The sequence below is a fragment of the Geobacillus kaustophilus genome, from assembly GCF_000948285.1.
Lineage (GTDB): Bacteria > Bacillota > Bacilli > Bacillales > Anoxybacillaceae > Geobacillus > Geobacillus thermoleovorans_A.
On the sequence record NZ_JYBP01000003.1, the window covers coordinates 3,503,259 to 3,522,994 of the forward strand.

At 53.7% G+C, this 19,736-nt stretch carries 12 protein-coding genes, 8 tRNA genes, 4 rRNA genes and 2 pseudogenes; all 26 read left to right on the forward strand.

Going from position 1 to position 19,736, the window contains the following annotated elements; genetic code table 11:
• The first annotated feature begins 2 nt into the window (after positions 1 to 2).
• Positions 3 to 878, forward strand: coding sequence for an aminodeoxychorismate lyase (gene pabC / locus LG52_RS17950; RefSeq protein WP_044732980.1), 876 nt, complete (start codon positions 3 to 5; stop codon positions 876 to 878).
• Positions 878 to 1,729 (forward strand): dihydropteroate synthase, encoded by an 852-nt coding sequence (gene folP / locus LG52_RS17955; protein ID WP_044732981.1) that lies wholly within the window; start codon positions 878 to 880, stop codon positions 1,727 to 1,729. Before pabC ends, folP begins: the two co-directional genes overlap by 1 nt.
• Positions 1,692 to 2,081 (forward strand): dihydroneopterin aldolase, encoded by a 390-nt coding sequence (gene folB, locus LG52_RS17960; RefSeq protein ID WP_082055776.1) that lies wholly within the window; start codon positions 1,692 to 1,694, stop codon positions 2,079 to 2,081. Before folP ends, folB begins: the two co-directional genes overlap by 38 nt.
• A complete protein-coding gene (gene folK / locus LG52_RS17965) occupies positions 2,082 to 2,609 on the forward strand; it encodes a 2-amino-4-hydroxy-6-hydroxymethyldihydropteridine diphosphokinase (protein ID WP_044732983.1) in 528 nt (175 codons plus the stop codon).
• A complete protein-coding gene (locus LG52_RS17970) occupies positions 2,561 to 2,782 on the forward strand; it encodes a helix-turn-helix domain-containing protein (RefSeq protein ID WP_011229587.1) in 222 nt (73 codons plus the stop codon). The genes folK and LG52_RS17970 overlap by 49 nt, the downstream gene beginning before the upstream one ends.
• Positions 2,783 to 2,798: 16 nt before the next feature.
• A complete protein-coding gene (gene dusB, locus LG52_RS17975) occupies positions 2,799 to 3,800 on the forward strand; it encodes a tRNA dihydrouridine synthase DusB (RefSeq protein WP_044732984.1) in 1,002 nt (333 codons plus the stop codon).
• A gap of 90 nt (positions 3,801 to 3,890) precedes the next feature.
• On the forward strand, positions 3,891 to 5,375 hold the full coding sequence (gene lysS, locus LG52_RS17980) for a lysine--tRNA ligase (protein ID WP_044732985.1): 1,485 nt from the start codon (positions 3,891 to 3,893) through the stop codon (positions 5,373 to 5,375).
• A gap of 207 nt (positions 5,376 to 5,582) precedes the next feature.
• Positions 5,583 to 5,699 (forward strand): 5S ribosomal RNA (rrf, locus tag LG52_RS17985).
• 8 nt (positions 5,700 to 5,707) lie between these two features.
• A tRNA-Val gene (locus LG52_RS17990) sits at positions 5,708 to 5,783 on the forward strand.
• A gap of 266 nt (positions 5,784 to 6,049) precedes the next feature.
• Positions 6,050 to 6,125, forward strand: a tRNA-Lys gene (locus LG52_RS17995).
• A 10-nt stretch (positions 6,126 to 6,135) separates the two neighbouring features.
• Positions 6,136 to 6,220 (forward strand) — tRNA-Leu (locus tag LG52_RS18000).
• An 11-nt stretch (positions 6,221 to 6,231) separates the two neighbouring features.
• Positions 6,232 to 6,306, forward strand: a tRNA-Gly gene (locus tag LG52_RS18005).
• Between the two features lie 16 nt (positions 6,307 to 6,322).
• Positions 6,323 to 6,408, forward strand: a tRNA-Leu gene (locus tag LG52_RS18010).
• A 5-nt stretch (positions 6,409 to 6,413) separates the two neighbouring features.
• Positions 6,414 to 6,487: transfer RNA gene (locus tag LG52_RS18015), tRNA-Arg, on the forward strand.
• A gap of 4 nt (positions 6,488 to 6,491) precedes the next feature.
• Positions 6,492 to 6,565 (forward strand) — tRNA-Pro (locus LG52_RS18020).
• Positions 6,566 to 6,580: 15 nt separating this feature from the next.
• Positions 6,581 to 6,653, forward strand: a tRNA-Ala gene (locus LG52_RS18025).
• A gap of 349 nt (positions 6,654 to 7,002) precedes the next feature.
• Positions 7,003 to 8,560, forward strand: a 16S ribosomal RNA gene (locus LG52_RS18030).
• 622 nt (positions 8,561 to 9,182) lie between these two features.
• Positions 9,183 to 12,116: ribosomal RNA gene (locus LG52_RS18040) — 23S ribosomal RNA — on the forward strand.
• Between the two features lie 105 nt (positions 12,117 to 12,221).
• Positions 12,222 to 12,338: ribosomal RNA gene (gene rrf, locus LG52_RS18045) — 5S ribosomal RNA — on the forward strand.
• Together the 16S, 23S and 5S rRNA genes with 8 tRNA genes alongside form the textbook arrangement of a ribosomal RNA operon.
• 264 nt (positions 12,339 to 12,602) lie before the next feature.
• Positions 12,603 to 13,064 carry a transcriptional regulator CtsR gene (gene ctsR / locus LG52_RS18050; protein WP_044732987.1) on the forward strand — a complete coding sequence of 154 codons (462 nt, stop codon included), beginning with the start codon at positions 12,603 to 12,605 and terminating at the stop codon, positions 13,062 to 13,064.
• Between the two features lie 15 nt (positions 13,065 to 13,079).
• On the forward strand, positions 13,080 to 13,628 hold the full coding sequence (locus LG52_RS18055) for a UvrB/UvrC motif-containing protein (protein WP_011229591.1): 549 nt from the start codon (positions 13,080 to 13,082) through the stop codon (positions 13,626 to 13,628).
• 5 nt (positions 13,629 to 13,633) lie between these two features.
• Complete coding sequence (locus LG52_RS18060; RefSeq protein WP_044732988.1) at positions 13,634 to 14,725, forward strand: protein arginine kinase; 1,092 nt, start codon at positions 13,634 to 13,636, stop codon at positions 14,723 to 14,725.
• Positions 14,722 to 17,154, forward strand: a complete 2,433-nt coding sequence (gene clpC / locus LG52_RS18065; protein WP_044732989.1) for an ATP-dependent protease ATP-binding subunit ClpC — start codon at positions 14,722 to 14,724, stop codon at positions 17,152 to 17,154. Before LG52_RS18060 ends, clpC begins: the two co-directional genes overlap by 4 nt.
• Positions 17,155 to 17,232: 78 nt before the next feature.
• Positions 17,233 to 18,606 (forward strand): DNA repair protein RadA, encoded by a 1,374-nt coding sequence (radA, locus tag LG52_RS18070; RefSeq protein ID WP_044732990.1) that lies wholly within the window; start codon positions 17,233 to 17,235, stop codon positions 18,604 to 18,606.
• A 333-nt stretch (positions 18,607 to 18,939) separates the two neighbouring features.
• Positions 18,940 to 19,134: pseudogene (gene tnpA, locus LG52_RS20715) on the forward strand (IS200/IS605 family transposase); the annotation flags it as partial.
• Positions 19,135 to 19,149: 15 nt separating this feature from the next.
• Positions 19,150 to 19,599, forward strand: a pseudogene (locus LG52_RS20720) (RNA-guided endonuclease TnpB family protein); the annotation flags it as partial.
• Positions 19,600 to 19,736 lie beyond the last annotated feature (137 nt).

Consider the following 19,736-nt stretch of genomic DNA (forward strand, 5'->3'; position numbering starts at 1 on the left):
TTATGTACGTGTATATCAACGGCGCGGTCGTTCCGCGCGAAGAAGCGCAGTTATCAGCGTTTGATCACGGCTTTTTATATGGGCTCGGCTTATTTGAAACATTCCGCACGTATAGCGGCCACCCTTTTTTGCTTGACGATCATTTGGCCCGATTGAACAAAGGACTGTCTGAGCTTCACATCGAAAGGCAGTTCGGCCGCGCCGAAGCGGTGGCGATCATCGAGCAGTTGCTCGAGGCCAATGGCTTGCGCGACGCTTATGTGCGCTTCAACGTATCGGCCGGGGTCGGCGATCTTGGCTTGCCGATCGAACGTTACCGAAACCCGACCGTCATCGTCTATATGAAGCCGCTTCCGCCGCCCGTCCCTCCGGAAGGAAAAGAAGGGGTGGTGCTCGCGGCAAGGCGAAACAGCCCGGAAGGCAATGAGCGACTAAAGTCGCACCATTATTTAAACAATATGATTGGGAAATGGGAGCTCGGACATCGACCTCATGCGGAAGGAATTTTTTTGAATTCAGATGGTGCGGTAGCGGAGGGGATCGTTTCCAATATTTTTTGGGTGAAAGACGGCATCGTCTACACGCCAGCGCCGACTGTCGGCATATTAAACGGCATCACAAGACAATTCATCATCGCTTTGCTCAAGCAGTTGCGCATCCCAGTTGAAGAAGGGGTATATCCGCTGTCCCATTTGTTGCAGGCTGATGAAGCATTTATCACCAACTCTGTGCAGGAAATTGTACCACTTTTCCGCATTGGCCATTGCGTTTACCAAGGAAAAGATGGTCCGGTGGTCCGGGCCTTGCAGCATCATTACCAACGCTCGACCCATCGGTTATGGACGAGGAACGAATTGGCAGAAAGGATGAACGGCTGATGACAACATCGATGCGCCCTCTTCGACTTCAATGCCGCGGGCATAAGCTTGACTTAAACAAAAAAACGTTGATCATGGGCATTGTCAACGTCACGCCCGATTCGTTTTCCGACGGCGGCCGGTTTTACGACGTGGAAAACGCGGTCAAGCACGCGAAGCGGCTCGTGGCGGAAGGAGCAGACATCATTGACATCGGCGGTGAATCAACTCGTCCGGGGGCGGATCCAGTGCCGCTTGATGAAGAATTGCGCCGTGTCATTCCGGCGGTAAAAGCGATTGCTAAGGCGGTGAGTGTGCCGATCTCCATTGACACGTACAAAGCGGAAGTGGCGCGGCAAGCCATGGAAGCCGGGGCGCACATTATCAACGACGTTTGGGGAGCCAAGGCGGACCCTGATATGGCCCGCGTCGCCGCCGCCTACGACGCGCCGATCATTTTAATGCACAACCGCCGCGATATGGCCTATCGCGATTTGATTTCCGACATGATCGCCGATTTGAAAGAAAGCATTCGCATTGTCAAAGAAGCGGGTGTGAAAGATGAGAGCATTATTTTAGATCCAGGGATCGGCTTCGCCAAGACGGTCGAGCATAACTTGGAGGTGATGCGGCGCCTTGATGAATTTGCCGCTCTCGGCTATCCGCTTTTGCTTGGCACGTCGCGCAAACGATTTATCGGCCATGTGCTCGGCGTGCCTGTTGAGGAGCGGGTCGAAGGAACAGGAGCGACCGTTTGTCTCGGCATCATGAAAGGGGTGCACATCGTCCGAGTCCATGATGTATTGCCGATTGCCCGCATGGCCAAAATGATGGATGCTATGCTTGGGAAGGGAGAGAGCGGTCATCGATAAAATTTATGTGCAAGGCATGGAGTTTTACGGCTACCACGGGGTGTTTCGCGAAGAAAACATTCTCGGCCAGCGATTTTTGGTCGATGTGACGTTGGAGCTCGACTTGCAGCCCGCCGGGCGGAGCGATTGTCTTGAGTACACCGTCAACTACGCCGATGTGTACGAACGCTGCCGGGCGATCGTTGAGGAGCGGACGTTCGCCTTGATCGAGGCGGTCGCTGAAACGATTGCCGCTGATTTGCTCTCGGCCTTTCCTGCCGTTCAGCGTTGCATTGTCAAAGTGACGAAGCCGAATCCACCGATTCGCGGCCATTATCAACATGTCGCGGTCGAAATTGATAGGGGGCGTTAAATGGAAAACATCGCATATCTCGCTTTAGGCTCCAACCTCGGAGATCGTGTTTCCTATTTGCGTTCTGCGATTGAAGCGCTCCATCATCATCAGGAAATTTTTATCACATCGAGCTCATCGATTTATGAAACCGATCCGGTCGGCTATGTCGACCAAGGCAAGTTTTTAAACATGGTGATCGAGGTGGCGACGTCGTTGTCGCCGTTTGCCTTGCTTGACGCAACCCAACAAATTGAACAGCGATTTGGAAGAAAACGGGAAATTCGCTGGGGGCCGCGGACGTTAGACCTTGACATTTTGCTGTATAATCATGAAAATATTGAAACAGAGCAGCTGACGATCCCGCACCCGCGCATGGCGGAGCGGGCGTTCGTGCTCATCCCGTTGTTGGAAGTCAACTCCCGCGTGGCAATACCGAACCTTTCCGAGCCGTTAATCGACATCATTGGCCGACTACCTGACAAAAAAGGAGTTCATGTATGGAAGCGGAAAGATGGGGAAGACGTATTCGCGCTTTTCGAAAGCTGAAAGGATATACGCAAGAAAGATTGGCGAAAGAACTAGGCATTTCCGTATCGATCCTTGGTGAAATCGAACGGGGGAACCGGATGCCGTCCGATTCGCTCGTTGGACAAATCGCCGAACGGCTGAATATATCGGTGGAAGAACTGGCGCCGCCGAAACTCGAATCGAACAAGTAGAAAGGAGGCATCTGCGATGTTTCGCATTGGCGATGTCGAAATTAAAAACCGCGTCGTGCTCGCTCCGATGGCAGGCGTATGCAACTCGGCGTTCCGCCTGACCGTCAAAGAATTCGGCGCCGGGCTTGTATGCGCCGAGATGGTAAGCGACAAAGGAATCGTATACAACAATGAAAAGACGTTAAACATGTTATATATTGATGAACGGGAAAAGCCGATCAGCTTGCAAATTTTCGGCGGCGAGAAAGAAACGCTCGTCAAAGCGGCGAAATTTGTCGATAAAAATACGAATGCAGATATCATCGACATCAACATGGGTTGCCCCGTGCCGAAAATTACGAATTGCGATGCTGGAGCGAAATGGCTGCTTGACCCGAATAAAATTTACGATGTCGTTGCCGCGATCGTCGATGCCGTTGAAAAACCGGTCACGGTGAAAATGCGGATCGGTTGGGATGAAAAGCACATTTACGCCGTCGAAAACGCTCAAGCCGTTGAGCGCGCCGGCGGGAAGGCCGTCGCCGTCCACGGACGGACAAGGGTGCAAATGTATGAAGGAAAAGCGGACTGGAACATCATCAAGCAAGTGAAAGAAGCCGTCAACATCCCGGTTATCGGCAACGGGGATGTCAAAACGCCGCAAGATGCAAAGCGGATGCTTGAAGAAACAGGGGTCGACGGCGTCATGATCGGACGGGCGGCGCTTGGAAACCCTTGGATGATCTATCGCACTGTCCATTATTTAGAAACTGGAGAGCTCATCCCGGAACCGACGCCGAGGGAGAAAATCGATGTCTGCCTGCTGCATTTAGACCGATTAATTGCCTTAAAAGGCGAGTATATCGCTGTCAAAGAAATGCGTAAACACGCTGCTTGGTATTTAAAAGGCATTCGCGGCGCAGCGAAAATCCGCAACGCCATCAATGAATGTGAAACGCGGGACGAACTGGCCGCACTGTTGCTTCACGTGGCGGAGGAAGCGGAAATCCAAGCAGCGGCGAACGCCGAAGCCGTTTAAACAACGGAGACGACGTTCATGCAGCCGAGGACTGCCAGCGAGCGCTGGCAGTATTTTTCGTAAAAAATCGCTAAATGGAGTGAATGAGGTATGAGTCATGAAGAATTGAACGACCAACTGCGCGTCCGCAGGGGAAAGCTGAAAAAAATTGAGGAATTGGGTGTCGACCCGTTTGGCAAACGGTTCGAGCGCACTCATAAAGCGCAAGAACTGTTCGAACTGTACGGTGATTTGTCGAAAGAGGAACTTGAAGAAAAGCAAATTGAAGTCGCCGTCGCCGGCCGCATCATGACAAAGCGCGGCAAAGGAAAAGCCGGGTTCGCCCATATCCAGGATGTCACCGGGCAGATTCAAATTTACGTCCGCCAAGACGATGTTGGGGAACAGCAGTACGAACTGTTTAAAATCTCTGACATTGGCGATATCGTCGGCGTGCGCGGCACAATGTTTAAAACAAAAGTCGGTGAACTTTCCATCAAAGTGTCGTCGTACGAATTTTTGACGAAAGCGCTGCGTCCGCTGCCGGAAAAATACCATGGGTTGAAAGACATCGAGCAACGCTACCGCCAGCGTTATCTCGATTTAATTATGAATCCGGAGAGCAAAAAGACGTTCATCACCCGCAGTTTAATCATCCAATCGATGCGGCGGTATCTCGACAGCCATGGCTATTTGGAAGTTGAAACGCCGATGATGCACGCCGTTGCTGGCGGCGCTGCGGCGCGCCCGTTCATTACGCATCATAACGCATTGGATATGACCCTTTATATGCGAATCGCCATCGAGCTCCATTTAAAACGGCTCATCGTCGGCGGTTTGGAAAAAGTGTATGAAATCGGCCGCGTTTTCCGGAACGAAGGCATTTCCACCCGCCATAATCCGGAGTTTACGATGCTCGAATTGTACGAGGCGTACGCCGATTTCCGCGACATCATGGAACTAACGGAAAACTTGATCGCCCACATTGCCAATGAAGTGCTCGGAACGACGAAAATTCAATACGGCGAGCATGTCGTCGACTTAACGCCCGAGTGGCGGCGCCTCCATATGGTCGATGCGATCAAGGAATATGTCGGCGTCGACTTCTGGCGGCAGATGAGCGACGAAGAGGCGCGGGAGCTGGCGAAAGAACATGGAGTGGAAGTTGCTCCACATATGACGTTTGGTCATATTGTCAACGAATTTTTTGAACAAAAAGTCGAGTCTCACCTCATTCAGCCGACGTTCATTTATGGTCATCCGGTTGAAATTTCACCGTTGGCCAAGAAAAATTCGGACGACCCGCGTTTTACCGACCGATTTGAGCTGTTTATCGTCGGGAGAGAACATGCCAACGCCTTTACCGAATTGAATGATCCGATCGATCAGCGCCAACGCTTCGAGGCGCAGCTGAAAGAGCGTGAACAAGGAAATGATGAAGCACATGAAATGGACGAAGACTTCCTTGAAGCGCTCGAGTACGGCATGCCGCCAACAGGCGGGCTTGGAATCGGCGTCGACCGTCTGGTCATGCTGCTGACGAACTCGCCGTCGATCCGCGACGTGCTGCTTTTCCCGCAAATGCGTCATAAATAAATTTGATCGCTCCCTGCAAAGACAAGCAGCAGGGGGCTTTTTAAGTAAAAATATTTTGTTGAAAAACAAACACAGGAAGTCGAGTTGACAAACCACTCCCAACGTGTTATATTATGATAGCACGTTGAAATGACATCACTAATTCAAAAACAAGGCCCTATTGACAAATAAATAAAGTTAATTATAATATAACTTGTCTGTTGATTGTCTAGTGATGATAGCGGAGGGGAAACACCCGTTCCCATCCCGAACACGGAAGTTAAGCCCTCCAGCGCCGATGGTAGTTGGGGCCAGCGCCCCTGCAAGAGTAGGTCGTCGCTAGGCAATCCCGTGGAGGATTAGCTCAGCTGGGAGAGCACTTGCCTTACAAGCAAGGGGTCGGCGGTTCGATCCCGTCATCCTCCACCATTGTTTTATTATGAACCATTAGTTTGGTAACGAGGATTGCATCCTCGAACTCGCCCCGAGTTGCCTCAACGCACCTATCATCCTCGAATCAGCTAGTAGAGGAAGGAACATCGTTCGCTTGGGGTATTGTCTAATCATGAGCCATTAGCTCAGTAACGAGCGATACATCTTCGAGTTCGCTTCGAGTTGTCCCGACGCATACGACTTCCTTGAATGGGCTGGCAGAGGAAGGGACATCGTAGGTTGTGAGTGTATACTTAAACTATGAGCCATTAGCTCAGTAGGTAGAGCATCTGACTTTTAATCAGAGGGTCGGAGGTTCGAGTCCTCCATGGCTCACCACAATTGATTCGCGGGTGTGGCGGAATTGGCAGACGCGCTAGATTCAGGGTCTAGTGCCCTTTACGGGCGTGGGGGTTCGAGTCCCTTCACCCGCATGTTGGTTCGAGCGGAAGTAGTTCAGCGGTAGAACACCACCTTGCCAAGGTGGGGGTCGCGGGTTCGAGTCCCGTCTTCCGCTCCATTTCTTTGCCCATTTAGCCGGGGTGGCGGAATTGGCAGACGCACAGGACTTAAAATCCTGGGGTAGGTAACTACCGTGCCGGTTCGAGTCCGGCCCTCGGCACTTGTGCGCTCGTAGCTCAATTGGATAGAGCATCTGACTACGGATCAGAAGGTTAGGGGTTCGAATCCTCTCGAGCGCGTTGGCGGGAAGTAGCTCAGCTTGGCAGAGCACATGGTTTGGGACCATGGGGTCGCAGGTTCAAATCCTGTCTTCCCGATAGCCGACGACATATGGGGCCTTAGCTCAGCTGGGAGAGCGCCTGCTTTGCAAGCAGGAGGTCATCGGTTCGATCCCGATAGGCTCCACTGTTGCTTTATGTTTGTGTCTGCCGCTTGCAAGGGAATTTGAAGACGTGAGGTTCCTCGGTGGGATTGCAGAGAAGCAAATTGAAGCAGCGACCTTGCGTCTGCGTCTGTAAGTGAACTCAGAGAAGCTGGATTCCTCGACGCAAGACTGCAACGAGGCAAGTTCAAGAAGAGGTCTCGTTCCTTGAAAACTGAACGAAACGAAGCGCAATAGAAAAGCGGAGGCGAGCGTTTCGCCGCGACGGGCAAATGTTCTTCGCCTGCAGGGGTTTGTAATCGCGAAGGCGAAGGTTATTTGACCCCGAGCGGCGGCGAGCCGAAGCTCGATCATGCAGGAAGCAATCAACTTTCTTTGGAGAGTTTGATCCTGGCTCAGGACGAACGCTGGCGGCGTGCCTAATACATGCAAGTCGAGCGGACCGGATCGGAGCTTGCTCTGGTTGGGTCAGCGGCGGACGGGTGAGTAACACGTGGGCAACCTGCCCGCAAGACCGGGATAACTCCGGGAAACCGGAGCTAATACCGGATAACACCGAAGACCGCATGGTCTTGGGTTGAAAGGCGGCGCAAGCTGCCACTTGCGGATGGGCCCGCGGCGCATTAGCTAGTTGGTGAGGTAACGGCTCACCAAGGCGACGATGCGTAGCCGGCCTGAGAGGGTGACCGGCCACACTGGGACTGAGACACGGCCCAGACTCCTACGGGAGGCAGCAGTAGGGAATCTTCCGCAATGGGCGAAAGCCTGACGGAGCGACGCCGCGTGAGCGAAGAAGGCCTTCGGGTCGTAAAGCTCTGTTGTGAGGGACGAAGGAGCGCCGTTCGAAGAGGGCGGCGCGGTGACGGTACCTCACGAGGAAGCCCCGGCTAACTACGTGCCAGCAGCCGCGGTAATACGTAGGGGGCGAGCGTTGTCCGGAATTATTGGGCGTAAAGCGCGCGCAGGCGGTTCCTTAAGTCTGATGTGAAAGCCCACGGCTCAACCGTGGAGGGTCATTGGAAACTGGGGGACTTGAGTGCAGGAGAGGGGAGCGGAATTCCACGTGTAGCGGTGAAATGCGTAGAGATGTGGAGGAACACCAGTGGCGAAGGCGGCTCTCTGGCCTGCAACTGACGCTGAGGCGCGAAAGCGTGGGGAGCAAACAGGATTAGATACCCTGGTAGTCCACGCCGTAAACGATGAGTGCTAAGTGTTAGAGGGGTCACACCCTTTAGTGCTGCAGCTAACGCGATAAGCACTCCGCCTGGGGAGTACGGCCGCAAGGCTGAAACTCAAAGGAATTGACGGGGGCCCGCACAAGCGGTGGAGCATGTGGTTTAATTCGAAGCAACGCGAAGAACCTTACCAGGTCTTGACATCCCCTGACAACCCAAGAGATTGGGCGTTCCCCCTTCGGGGGGACAGGGTGACAGGTGGTGCATGGTTGTCGTCAGCTCGTGTCGTGAGATGTTGGGTTAAGTCCCGCAACGAGCGCAACCCTCGCCTCTAGTTGCCAGCATTCGGTTGGGCACTCTAGAGGGACTGCCGGCGACAAGTCGGAGGAAGGTGGGGATGACGTCAAATCATCATGCCCCTTATGACCTGGGCTACACACGTGCTACAATGGGCGGTACAAAGGGCTGCGAACCCGCGAGGGGGAGCGAATCCCAAAAAGCCGCTCTCAGTTCGGATTGCAGGCTGCAACTCGCCTGCATGAAGCCGGAATCGCTAGTAATCGCGGATCAGCATGCCGCGGTGAATACGTTCCCGGGCCTTGTACACACCGCCCGTCACACCACGAGAGCTTGCAACACCCGAAGTCGGTGAGGCAACCCGTTTCGGGAGCCAGCCGCCGAAGGTGGGGCAAGTGATTGGGGTGAAGTCGTAACAAGGTAGCCGTACCGGAAGGTGCGGCTGGATCACCTCCTTTCTAAGGACGAAAAGCGGAAGCGCCGCGATCGGCTCTCGAAGCCAAATGTTCTTCACCGAGAGGGGTGCTTGCACCCCGAGGGGGAAGGTTATTTGGCAGAAGAGAGCCAGGCGCTGGAGCTAGACACGGGTCGTTATTCAACGCACAACGCGCTTTCGTTTCGTTCAGTTTTGAGGGAACGAGTCACGTTCTCTCAAATGTTTGGCGTCTGCGTCTACAAGTGGATTCGGAGAAGCCGAATTCCTCGGCGCAAGACTGCAGAGAAGCTGTTTCAACGTAGTTGCTTTGCGCCTGTGCCTGCGTCTGCGAGCAGGTTCAAAGAAGTGGGGTTCCTCGGCGCAAGACTGCAGAGAAGCAAATTCAAGAAGCAGTCTCGTTTGCGTCTGCGTCTACAAGTGGATTCGGAGAAGCCGAATTCCTCGACGCAAACCAGCGAAGAAGCGAATTCAAAGGAGCTACTTCGTTCCTTGAAAACTAGATAACCGGAAAAGCGGAGGCGAGCGTTTCGCCGCGACGGGCAAATGTTCTTCGTCTGCAGGGATTTCTAATCCCGAAGGCGAAGGTTATTTGACCCCGAGCGGCGGCGAGCCGAAGCTAGACAGGAAGAAGCCGAGACGCTTTAGGTTAAGCTGGAAAGGGCGCACGGTGGATGCCTTGGCACTAGGAGCCGATGAAGGACGGGGCAAACGCCGAAACGCTTCGGGGAGCTGTAAGCAAGCGTAGATCCGGAGATGTCCGAATGGGGGAACCCACTGTCCGTAATGGGGCAGTATCCATGCCTGAATCCATAGGGCATGGAGGGCACACCCGGGGAACTGAAACATCTTAGTACCCGGAGGAGAAGAAAGCAAATGCGATTCCCTGAGTAGCGGCGAGCGAAACGGGAACAGCCCAAACCAAGAGGCATGTCCTCTTGGGGTTGTAGGACCGCTCACGATGGGAGTGAGAAAGGAACGAACGGGTAGACGAACCGGTCTGGAACGGCCGGCCGGAGAAGGTGAGAGCCCTGTAGTCGAAACTTCGTTCCCTCCCGAGCGGATCCTGAGTACGGCGGGACACGGGGAATCCCGTCGGAAGCAGGGAGGACCATCTCCCAAGGCTAAATACTCCCTAGTGACCGATAGTGCACCAGTACCGTGAGGGAAAGGTGAAAAGCACCCCGGGAGGGGAGTGAAAGAGAACCTGAAACCGTGTGCCTACAAGTAGTCAGAGCCCGTTGATGGGTGATGGCGTGCCTTTTGTAGAATGAACCGGCGAGTGACGATGGCGTGCGAGGTTAAGCCGAAGAGGCGGAGCCGCAGCGAAAGCGAGTCTGAAGAGGGCGTCAAGTACGTCGTCGTCGACCCGAAACCAGGTGATCTACCCATGTCCAGGGTGAAGGCCGGGTAACACCGGCTGGAGGCCCGAACCCACGCACGTTGAAAAGTGCGGGGATGAGGTGTGGGTAGGGGTGAAATGCCAATCGAACTTGGAGATAGCTGGTTCTCCCCGAAATAGCTTTAGGGCTAGCCTCGGGTTTAAGAGTGTTGGAGGTAGAGCACTGATTGGGCTAGGGGCCCCAACCGGGTTACCGAACCCAGTCAAACTCCGAATGCCAACGACTTATGCCCGGGAGTCAGACTGCGAGTGATAAGATCCGTGGTCGAGAGGGGAACAGCCCAGACCGCCAGCTAAGGCCCCGAAGTGCACGTTCAGTGGAAAAGGATGTGGAGTTGCCAAGACAACCAGGATGTTGGCTTAGAAGCAGCCACCATTGAAAGAGTGCGTAATAGCTCACTGGTCGAGTGGCTCTGCGCCGAAAATGTACCGGGGCTAAACGTGCCGCCGAAGCTGCGGGATGACCGTTGGTCATCGGTAGGGGAGCGTTCTAAGGGCAGAGAAGCCAGACCGGAAGGACTGGTGGAGCGCTTAGAAGTGAGAATGCCGGTATGAGTAGCGAAAACAGAGGTGAGAATCCTCTGCGCCGAAAGCCTAAGGGTTCCTGAGGAAGGTTCGTCCGCTCAGGGTTAGTCGGGACCTAAGCCGAGGCCGAAAGGCGTAGGTGATGGACAACAGGTGGAGATTCCTGTACCACCTTCTTCCCGTTTGAGCGATGGGGGGACGCAGGAGGATAGGGCGAGCAGGCGGCTGGAAGAGCCTGTCCAAGCCGTGAGGCTGATCCGCAGGCAAATCCGCGGATCGCAAGGCCAAGCGGTGACGGCGACGGAGCATTCCGGAAGTCCCTGATTCCACACTGCCAAGAAAAGCCTCTAGCGAGGGAAGAGGTGCCCGTACCGCAAACCGACACAGGCAGGCGAGGAGAGAATCCTAAGGCGCGCGGGAGAACTCTCGTTAAGGAACTCGGCAAAATGACCCCGTAACTTCGGGAGAAGGGGTGCTCTTTCGGGTGAAGAGCCTGGAGGAGCCGCAGTGAAAAGGCCCAAGCGACTGTTTATCAAAAACACAGGTCTCTGCGAAGCCGAAAGGCGACGTATAGGGGCTGACACCTGCCCGGTGCTGGAAGGTTAAGGGGAGCGCTTAGCGGAAGCGAAGGTGCGAACCGAAGCCCCAGTAAACGGCGGCCGTAACTATAACGGTCCTAAGGTAGCGAAATTCCTTGTCGGGTAAGTTCCGACCCCGCACGAAAGGTGTAACGACTTGGGCGCTGTCTCAACGAGAGACCCGGTGAAATTATACTACCTGTGAAGATGCAGGTTACCCGCGACAGGACGGAAAGACCCCGTGGAGCTTTACTGCAGCCTGATATGGAATTTTGGTATCGCTTGTACAGGATAGGTGGGAGCCTGGGAAGCCGGAGCGCCAGCTTCGGTGGAGGCGGCGGTGGGATACCACCCTGGCGGTATTGAAATTCTAACCCGCACCCCTTAGCGGGGTGGGAGACAGTGTCAGGCGGGCAGTTTGACTGGGGCGGTCGCCTCCCAAAAGGTAACGGAGGCGCCCCAAAGGTTCCCTCAGAATGGTTGGAAATCATTCGGAGAGTGCAAAGGCACAAGGGAGCTTGACTGCGAGACGGACAGGTCGAGCAGGGACGAAAGTCGGGCTTAGTGATCCGGTGGTTCCGCATGGAAGGGCCATCGCTCAACGGATAAAAGCTACCCCGGGGATAACAGGCTGATCTCCCCCAAGAGTCCACATCGACGGGGAGGTTTGGCACCTCGATGTCGGCTCATCGCATCCTGGGGCTGTAGTCGGTCCCAAGGGTTGGGCTGTTCGCCCATTAAAGCGGTACGCGAGCTGGGTTCAGAACGTCGTGAGACAGTTCGGTCCCTATCCGTCGCGGGCGGAGGAAATTTGAGAGGAGCTGTCCTTAGTACGAGAGGACCGGGATGGACGCACCGCTGGTGTACCAGTTGTCCCGCCAGGGGCACCGCTGGGTAGCTATGTGCGGACGGGATAAGCGCTGAAAGCATCTAAGCGTGAAGCCCCCCTCAAGATGAGATTTCCCACCGCGTGAAGCGGGTAAGATCCCTCGAAGATGACGAGGTCGATAGGTCCGAGGTGGAAGCGTGGCGACACGTGGAGCTGACGGATACTAATCGATCGAGGGCTTGACCTATAAGCGGCTTCTTCCGACGGTTATCTAGTTTTGAAGGAATGAATTTCCTTCTTGACATTGTTTATTTTTTAAGTATAATAAATGATGTCAAAATCAAAATGCTTGCCTAGTGGCTATGGCGGAGGGGAAACACCCGTTCCCATCCCGAACACGGAAGTTAAGCCCTCCAGCGCCGATGGTAGTTGGGGCCAGCGCCCCTGCAAGAGTAGGTCGCTGCTAGGCAAAATGGAAAGCACGTCTTTTCTTTCTTTGGGAGGAAAGGCGTGCTTTTTCATTTATTCGGCTGCTTGACGTTTTATTGTCCAAAAAAACGGATATTCTATAGTTAGTTTTCTTTCTTTGGTCACTCTTGAAATTTTCCGTAATACATTGTATAGTAAGAGTAAGGTCAAATATAGTCAAAGTCAACAAAGAGGCAGTGGGGTGTCCTTGTCAGCGGACGGCCCATCGCCAGGCAGCTTGGTTGTAAGGAAGGTGGTAGGTAGAGTGCCGAACATTTCCGACATCATTGAGCAATATTTAAAGCAAGTGCTCAATATGAGCGACCAAGATATTGTTGAAATTAAACGAAGCGAAATCGCTAATAAATTCCAATGTGTTCCGTCGCAGATCAACTATGTCATCAATACGAGGTTTACCCTTGAAAGAGGGTACATCGTCGAAAGCAAGCGCGGTGGCGGTGGATATATCCGCATTATGAAAGTGAAAACAAAGAGTGAAGCACAGCTTATTGACCAGCTGCTCCAGCTGGTCGGCCACCGCATCAGCCAATCGAATGCCGAAGATGTGGTAAAACGTCTCGTTGAAGAAAAGGTAATTTCGGAGCGGGAAGCGAAAATTATGTTAAGCGCTATGGATCGTTCTGTTTTATATATCGATTTGCCCGAGCGGGACGAACTGCGCGCCCGCATGTTAAAAGCGATGCTGACGTCGTTGAAATACAAATAGGGGGAGGGGGAGGCATTGATTTGCCAAGAATGCAAGCAGCGGCCGGCCACGATGCACTTTACGAAAATTGTAAACGGAGAAAAAACAGAGTTCCATCTTTGCGAGCAATGCGCCAGAGAGCATGGCCATATGTTTACGTTCTACGGCAATGATGACTTTTCACTCAACAACTTGTTGGCGGGGCTTCTCAACTTTCAAGCGCCGATGAAAGAGATGACGGCGAACGCGTTTCCGAACCCAGATGTACTTCAATGTGAGACGTGCCAAATGACATACCATCAATTCACACAAATCGGGCGGTTCGGCTGCGCTAACTGCTACCGAACGTTTGCACGCTACTTGCCGCCGATTTTGAAACGGCTCCATAGCGGCAATACCGCTCATTCAGGAAAAATTCCGAAGCGAAAAGGCGGCGTTCTCCATTTGCGCAAGCAACTTGCTATGTTGAAACAAAAGCTTCAGGAGCTCGTCGCTCGTGAGGAATTCGAGCGGGCGGCCGAGGTGCGCGACCAAATCCGCTCGTTGGAGGATGAACTGCGTCGACGCGGAGAGGGGGATATGTAAGCGGTATGTCGTTCGAGAAGTTTTTCAATACGGCGGTCAGCGCGTGGATGAGCCAAGAGGGGCCGGATTCGGACATCGTCTTAAGCAGCCGCATCCGACTGGCGCGTAACATCGTTGACTTTCGTTTTCCAACGCTGTTTAGCAGTGAAGAAGCGATGCAAATCGTCGCGTTGTTTGAACGGACGTTCGCCCATCGTTCTTACGGAGGGGCAGGCCGCTTCGAGTTGTTGAAAATGTCGGAGCTTCAGCCGATTGAAAAACGGGTATTGGTAGAAAAACACTTAATTAGTCCGCATCTGGCTGAGGATTCGCCGTTTGGCGCTTGTCTGCTTTCGGAAAATGAAGAAATCAGCATCATGATCAACGAGGAGGATCATATTCGCATCCAATGCCTATTCCCGGGGTTGCAGCTTGCTGAGGCGCTCGAGGCGGCGAGCGAATTGGACGATTGGATTGAAGGGTATGTCAACTATGCCTTTGACGAGCGACTAGGCTATTTAACGAGCTGTCCGACCAATGTCGGGACGGGATTGCGTGCTTCGGTGATGATGCATCTCCCAGCGCTTGTCATGACTCAGCAAATCAACCGCATCATTCCTGCCATCAATCAGTTGGGGCTCGTTGTCCGCGGAACATACGGTGAAGGGAGCGAAGCGTTGGGGAATATCTTCCAAATTTCCAACCAGATCACGCTTGGGAAATCAGAGGAAGACATTGTCGCTGATTTGCATACGATCGTCCAGCAGCTGATTGCACAAGAAAGAGCAGCTCGTCAGGCATTAGTGAAAACTTTAGGCATACAATTAGAAGACAAGGTGTTCCGTTCATACGGCATATTGGCCAACTGCCGCGTCATTGAATCGAAAGAAGCGGCGCAATGTCTGTCTGATGTTCGTTTAGGGATTGATTTAGGATATATCAAAAACATATCGCGCAACATTTTAAATGAGCTGATGATTTTGACGCAGCCGGGATTTTTGCAGCAATATGCCGGCGGGGCGCTTCGTCCGGAAGAACGGGACGTCCGCCGTGCGGCGCTGATCCGGGAGCGTTTAAAGATGGAGGATCGAAGAAAGATGGAGGGTGATGAACGATGATGTTTGGCAGATTTACGGAACGGGCGCAAAAAGTGCTGGCGTTGGCGCAGGAAGAAGCCATTCGCCTCGGCCATAACAATATCGGCACAGAACATATTTTGCTCGGCCTCATCCGCGAGGGCGAGGGGATCGCGGCTAAGGCGCTCATGGCGCTTGGGCTCGGCCCAGATAAAATCCAAAAAGAAGTTGAATCGCTCATCGGCCGCGGCAGTGAAGTGTCGCATACGATCCACTATACACCGCGGGCGAAAAAAGTGATTGAGCTGTCGATGGACGAAGCGCGGAAGCTCGGCCATTCATACGTCGGCACAGAACATATTTTGCTCGGCCTCATCCGCGAGGGAGAAGGGGTGGCCGCCCGCGTGCTGAACAACCTAGGGGTAAGCTTGAACAAAGCGCGCCAACAAGTGTTGCAGCTGCTTGGCAGCAATGAGTCGATGTCAGGCCATGGCGGCGGCGCGTCGCATGTGAGCACGCCGACGCTTGACAGCCTCGCCCGCGATTTGACAGCGATTGCCCGCGAAGGGCGGCTGGACCCGGTCATCGGCCGCAGCAAAGAAATTCAGCGCGTCATTGAAGTATTAAGCCGGCGGACAAAAAATAATCCTGTGTTGATCGGCGAGCCGGGCGTTGGGAAAACGGCCATTGCTGAAGGGTTAGCCCAACAAATCGTCAATAACGAAGTGCCGGAAACGCTGCGCGACAAGCGGGTGATGACGCTCGATATGGGGACGGTCGTCGCCGGAACGAAATACCGGGGGGAATTTGAAGACCGACTGAAAAAAGTGATGGATGAAATTCGCCAAGCAGGCAACATCATCTTGTTCATCGATGAGCTGCATACATTAATTGGCGCCGGTGGGGCGGAAGGAGCGATCGACGCGTCGAACATTTTGAAACCGGCGTTGGCGCGCGGGGAGCTTCAATGCATCGGCGCGACAACGCTCGATGAATACAGGAAATATATTGAAAAAGACGCCGCGCTTGAACGCCGCTTTCAGCCGATTTACGTTGATGAACCGACAGTGGAAGAATCGATCCAAATTTTAAAAGGGTTGCGCGATCGGTATGAAGCGCACCACCGCGTTTCGATTTCCGACGAGGCGATCGTGCAAGCCGTCAAGTTGTCCGACCGCTACATTACCGACCGTTTCTTGCCGGATAAGGCGATCGATTTGATCGACGAGGCTTGCTCGAAAGTGCGCCTTCGTTCGTTCACTGCGCCGCCGAAATTGAAAGAACTTGAACAAAAGCTCGAGGAAGTGCGGAAAGAAAAAGACGCGGCCGTGCAAAGCCAAGAGTTTGAAAAAGCAGCGTCGCTGCGCGATATGGAACAGCGGCTGCGCGAAGAACTGGAGGAAACGAAACGTGCGTGGAAAGAAAAACAAGGCCAAGAAAATTTGGAAGTGACGGTCGAAGACATTGCCGCGGTCGTCTCGAGTTGGACCGGCATTCCAGTATCGAAGCTCGCTGAGACGGAAACGGAGCGGCTGCTCAAGCTGGAAGAAATTTTGCATTCGCGCGTCGTCGGCCAAGACGAGGCAGTCAAAGCGGTCGCCAAAGCGGTGCGACGCGCCCGTGCTGGCCTGAAAGACCCGAAACGCCCGATCGGTTCGTTCATTTTCCTTGGTCCGACCGGCGTTGGGAAAACGGAGTTGGCCCGAGCCTTGGCAGAAGCGATGTTTGGCGATGAAGACGCCCTGATTCGCATCGATATGTCCGAGTATATGGAAAAACACTCGACATCGCGGCTCATTGGGTCGCCGCCGGGGTATGTCGGTTATGAAGAAGGCGGCCAGCTGACGGAAAAAGTGCGCCGCAAGCCGTATTCGGTTGTTCTGTTAGATGAGATGGAAAAAGCGCATCCGGACGTGTTCAATATTTTGCTGCAAGTGTTGGAAGATGGGCGGCTGACTGACTCGAAAGGGCGGACGGTCGACTTCCGCAACACGATCATCATCATGACGTCCAACGTCGGCGCCGATGCGCTGAAACGGAATAAGTACGTTGGCTTCAACATTCAAGACGGGAACCAGCAATACAAAGATATGAAAAGCAAAGTGATGGATGAGCTGAAAAAAGCATTCCGTCCAGAGTTTTTAAACCGGATCGACGAAATCATCGTCTTCCATTCGCTCGAAAAAGACCATCTGAAACAAATCGTCCAATTGATGGCCGATACGCTCGTGAAGCGGCTGAAAGAGCAAGACATTGATCTTGAGCTGACGGAGGCCGCCATTGAGAAAATCGCCGCCGAAGGGTTCGATCCAGAATACGGTGCCCGCCCGCTGCGCCGCGCCTTGCAAAAGCATGTTGAAGACCGTTTGTCCGAAGAATTGTTAAAAGGCACGATCGCCAAAGGGCAAAAAGTCGTCGTGGATGTCAAAGACGGGGAGTTTGTCGTATTGTCGAAACAGGCGGTCGTGTGAGGGAAGAAAAGGTATGCGGCAGCTTCCTGCCCATGCCTTTTTTTTCGTTGGAAAACGTTACAGAAGGGGTTAAGATCGATGGCGAAGAAGAAAACGAAGTTCGTTTGCCAAGAATGTGGATATGAGTCGGCCAAATGGCTTGGACGCTGTCCGGGATGTCAGACATGGAATTCGTTTGTTGAGGAAATTGAGCAGGAGAAACCGACTGTGCGCGGTGTGTTTCTTCATTCGGAGCGGGCGGGTTCGGCCAAACCGGTCCCGATTACGGCGGTGGAGGCGGCGCAAGAGCCGCGCATAAAAACGAACAGCGCGGAGCTCAACCGCGTGTTGGGTGGCGGAATTGTCAAAGGTTCGCTCGTTTTGATTGGCGGTGACCCTGGCATTGGCAAATCGACGCTGCTTTTGCAAACATCGGCGCAGCTCGCCGCTCTTGGGCATAAAGTGCTGTATGTCTCCGGTGAAGAATCGGTCAAACAAGTAAAGCTGCGCGCCGGGCGTCTCCGTGCAGAGTGCGATCAGCTGTATGTGTTGGCGGAAGCGGATTTGGAATACATTGTGGCATCGGTTGAAACGGTTCAACCTGCTTGTGTGATCATCGATTCGATTCAGACGATGTACCGTACGGACATCTCCTCCGCGCCAGGCAGCGTCGCCCAAGTGCGCGAATGCACGGCCGAGTTGATGAAGCTGGCAAAAACGAAAGGCATTTCCATTTTTATCGTCGGCCATGTGACGAAAGAAGGGGCGATCGCCGGACCGCGCCTGCTCGAGCACATGGTGGACACCGTCCTCTATTTTGAAGGAGAGCGCCACCATACGTACCGCATTTTGCGCGCTGTGAAAAACCGCTTTGGCTCAACGAACGAAATCGGCATTTTTGAGATGCGCGACATCGGGCTAAAGGAAGTGGAAAATCCATCGGAGGTGTTTTTGGAAGAGCGGTCGCGCGGGGCCGCTGGTTCGACGGTCGTGGCGGCGATGGAAGGGACGCGGCCGGTGCTCGTGGAAATCCAGGCGCTTGTTTCACCGACAAGTTTCGGCAACCCGAGGCGGATGGCGACGGGCCTTGACCATAACCGTGTGTCGCTGTTGATGGCCGTACTCGAAAAGCGGGTTGGGCTGCTGTTGCAAAACCAAGATGCTTATTTGAAAGTGGCGGGCGGGGTGAAGCTTGATGAGCCGGCAATTGACTTGGCGGTCGCTGTCAGCATCGCTTCGAGCTTTCGCGATCGGCCGACGAATCCGACGGATGTCATTATCGGCGAAGTCGGTTTAACGGGAGAGGTGCGCCGCGTCTCGCGCATCGAACAGCGTGTGCAAGAGGCGGTGAAGCTAGGCTTTTCCCGTGTCATTGTGCCAAAAAACAATTTAACGGGCTGGCAGCCGCCAAAAGGCGTTCATGTGATCGGCGTTTCGCATGTGGCCGAGGCGCTTGAGCATACAATGTGTTAAACGCTCCCCCATCTGCGCGGCCCATTTCTTTGCGTCCAAAGGCATGAGTGAAAGTCCAATCGCCTCCTCGTTTTTTAAGCGCTCAAGCAGGGTCATAGACAACCGAAAAAATTGAACCCTTTTGCTTTGATGTACGTAAAAAATAAGTAGAGGCCCCTAAACAAATCCGATTTGCCCTGATGTACGTAAAAAATAATAAAAGCTCCTAAACTAACCCGACGTTTGGCCAATGTGTTCCGCCCATTGTTACAAAAATCTCGCGCGAAAGCCACTCCTTTAGGGGTGGGATGAAGCGCGTTGTTGTTCATCCTTAAGAACTGATACAATTATGGTATGGGACAAGAATATCGCCATACGAAAACAACCGTATCGCTCATCCACGATCATTTCGCGTTCTGTCCGCGATACCAGCGGAAAGTTCTCGTTGGTCAAGTGGAATCTCGGTTCAAGGAACTGGTGAGCGAGATTTGCGCTCAAAACGATTGGCTGATTATTGCGATGGAAGTCATGCCGGATCATGTCCATTTGTTTCTCAATTGTCTCATTCTTTCCCGGCGGAAGCCCGGGGGAAAGAACCGGGAGAAAGCCCGATTGAAAGTGGCCCGGCTGCATGAGAAGATCTGCAACGCCCGGCTGGACTTCCTGCACAAGCTATCCACCCGGCTGATTCGCGAAAACCAAGTGATCTGTCTGGAGGATCTGCGGGTGCAGAACATGCAGCAGAACCACAAACTGGCCAAAAGCATCGCCGACGCCAGTTGGTCGGAATTTCGTCGGCAGTTGGAGTACAAAGCGGCCTGGTACGGGAGGCAGGCGGTCATCGTGTCCCCCACATTCCCTTCGAGCCAGCTTTGCTCCCGATGCAGGCACCGCAACCCAGAGACAAAAGACTTGTCTGTCCGGCAGTGGACGTGCCCGTTGTGCGGCGACACCCATGACCGGGATGTCAACGCCGCAAGAAACATCCTCCGCGAAGGATTGCGTATTTTGTCCGCTCAAGCGGACTCAACCGTGGGACACACGGGGATCGCTTGGTGCCGCAAGGCAGAACTTCCGGTTGCGGGAGTGCTCCCAAGAATCCCACGCTTTTAGGCGTGTGGAGTGTCAAAAGCAGATGTCGAATGTTCAAA

Excerpts from the sequence above, each read along its gene's own strand:
- LG52_RS18060 (WP_044732988.1), top strand. The coding sequence starts at position 13,634 with ATGTCGTTCGAGAAGTTTTTCAATACGGCGGTCAGCGCGTGGATGAGC.
- lysS (WP_044732985.1), top strand. The coding sequence starts at position 3,891 with ATGAGTCATGAAGAATTGAACGACCAACTGCGCGTCCGCAGGGGAAAG.
- clpC (WP_044732989.1), top strand. The coding sequence starts at position 14,722 with ATGATGTTTGGCAGATTTACGGAACGGGCGCAAAAAGTGCTGGCGTTG.
- dusB (WP_044732984.1), top strand. The coding sequence starts at position 2,799 with ATGTTTCGCATTGGCGATGTCGAAATTAAAAACCGCGTCGTGCTCGCT.
- folB (WP_082055776.1), top strand. The coding sequence starts at position 1,692 with ATGCTATGCTTGGGAAGGGAGAGAGCGGTCATCGATAAAATTTATGTG.
- pabC (WP_044732980.1), top strand. The coding sequence starts at position 3 with ATGTACGTGTATATCAACGGCGCGGTCGTTCCGCGCGAAGAAGCGCAG.
- folP (WP_044732981.1), top strand. The coding sequence starts at position 878 with ATGACAACATCGATGCGCCCTCTTCGACTTCAATGCCGCGGGCATAAG.
- LG52_RS17970 (WP_011229587.1), top strand. The coding sequence starts at position 2,561 with ATGGAAGCGGAAAGATGGGGAAGACGTATTCGCGCTTTTCGAAAGCTG.
- radA (WP_044732990.1), top strand. The coding sequence starts at position 17,233 with ATGGCGAAGAAGAAAACGAAGTTCGTTTGCCAAGAATGTGGATATGAG.
- folK (WP_044732983.1), top strand. The coding sequence starts at position 2,082 with ATGGAAAACATCGCATATCTCGCTTTAGGCTCCAACCTCGGAGATCGT.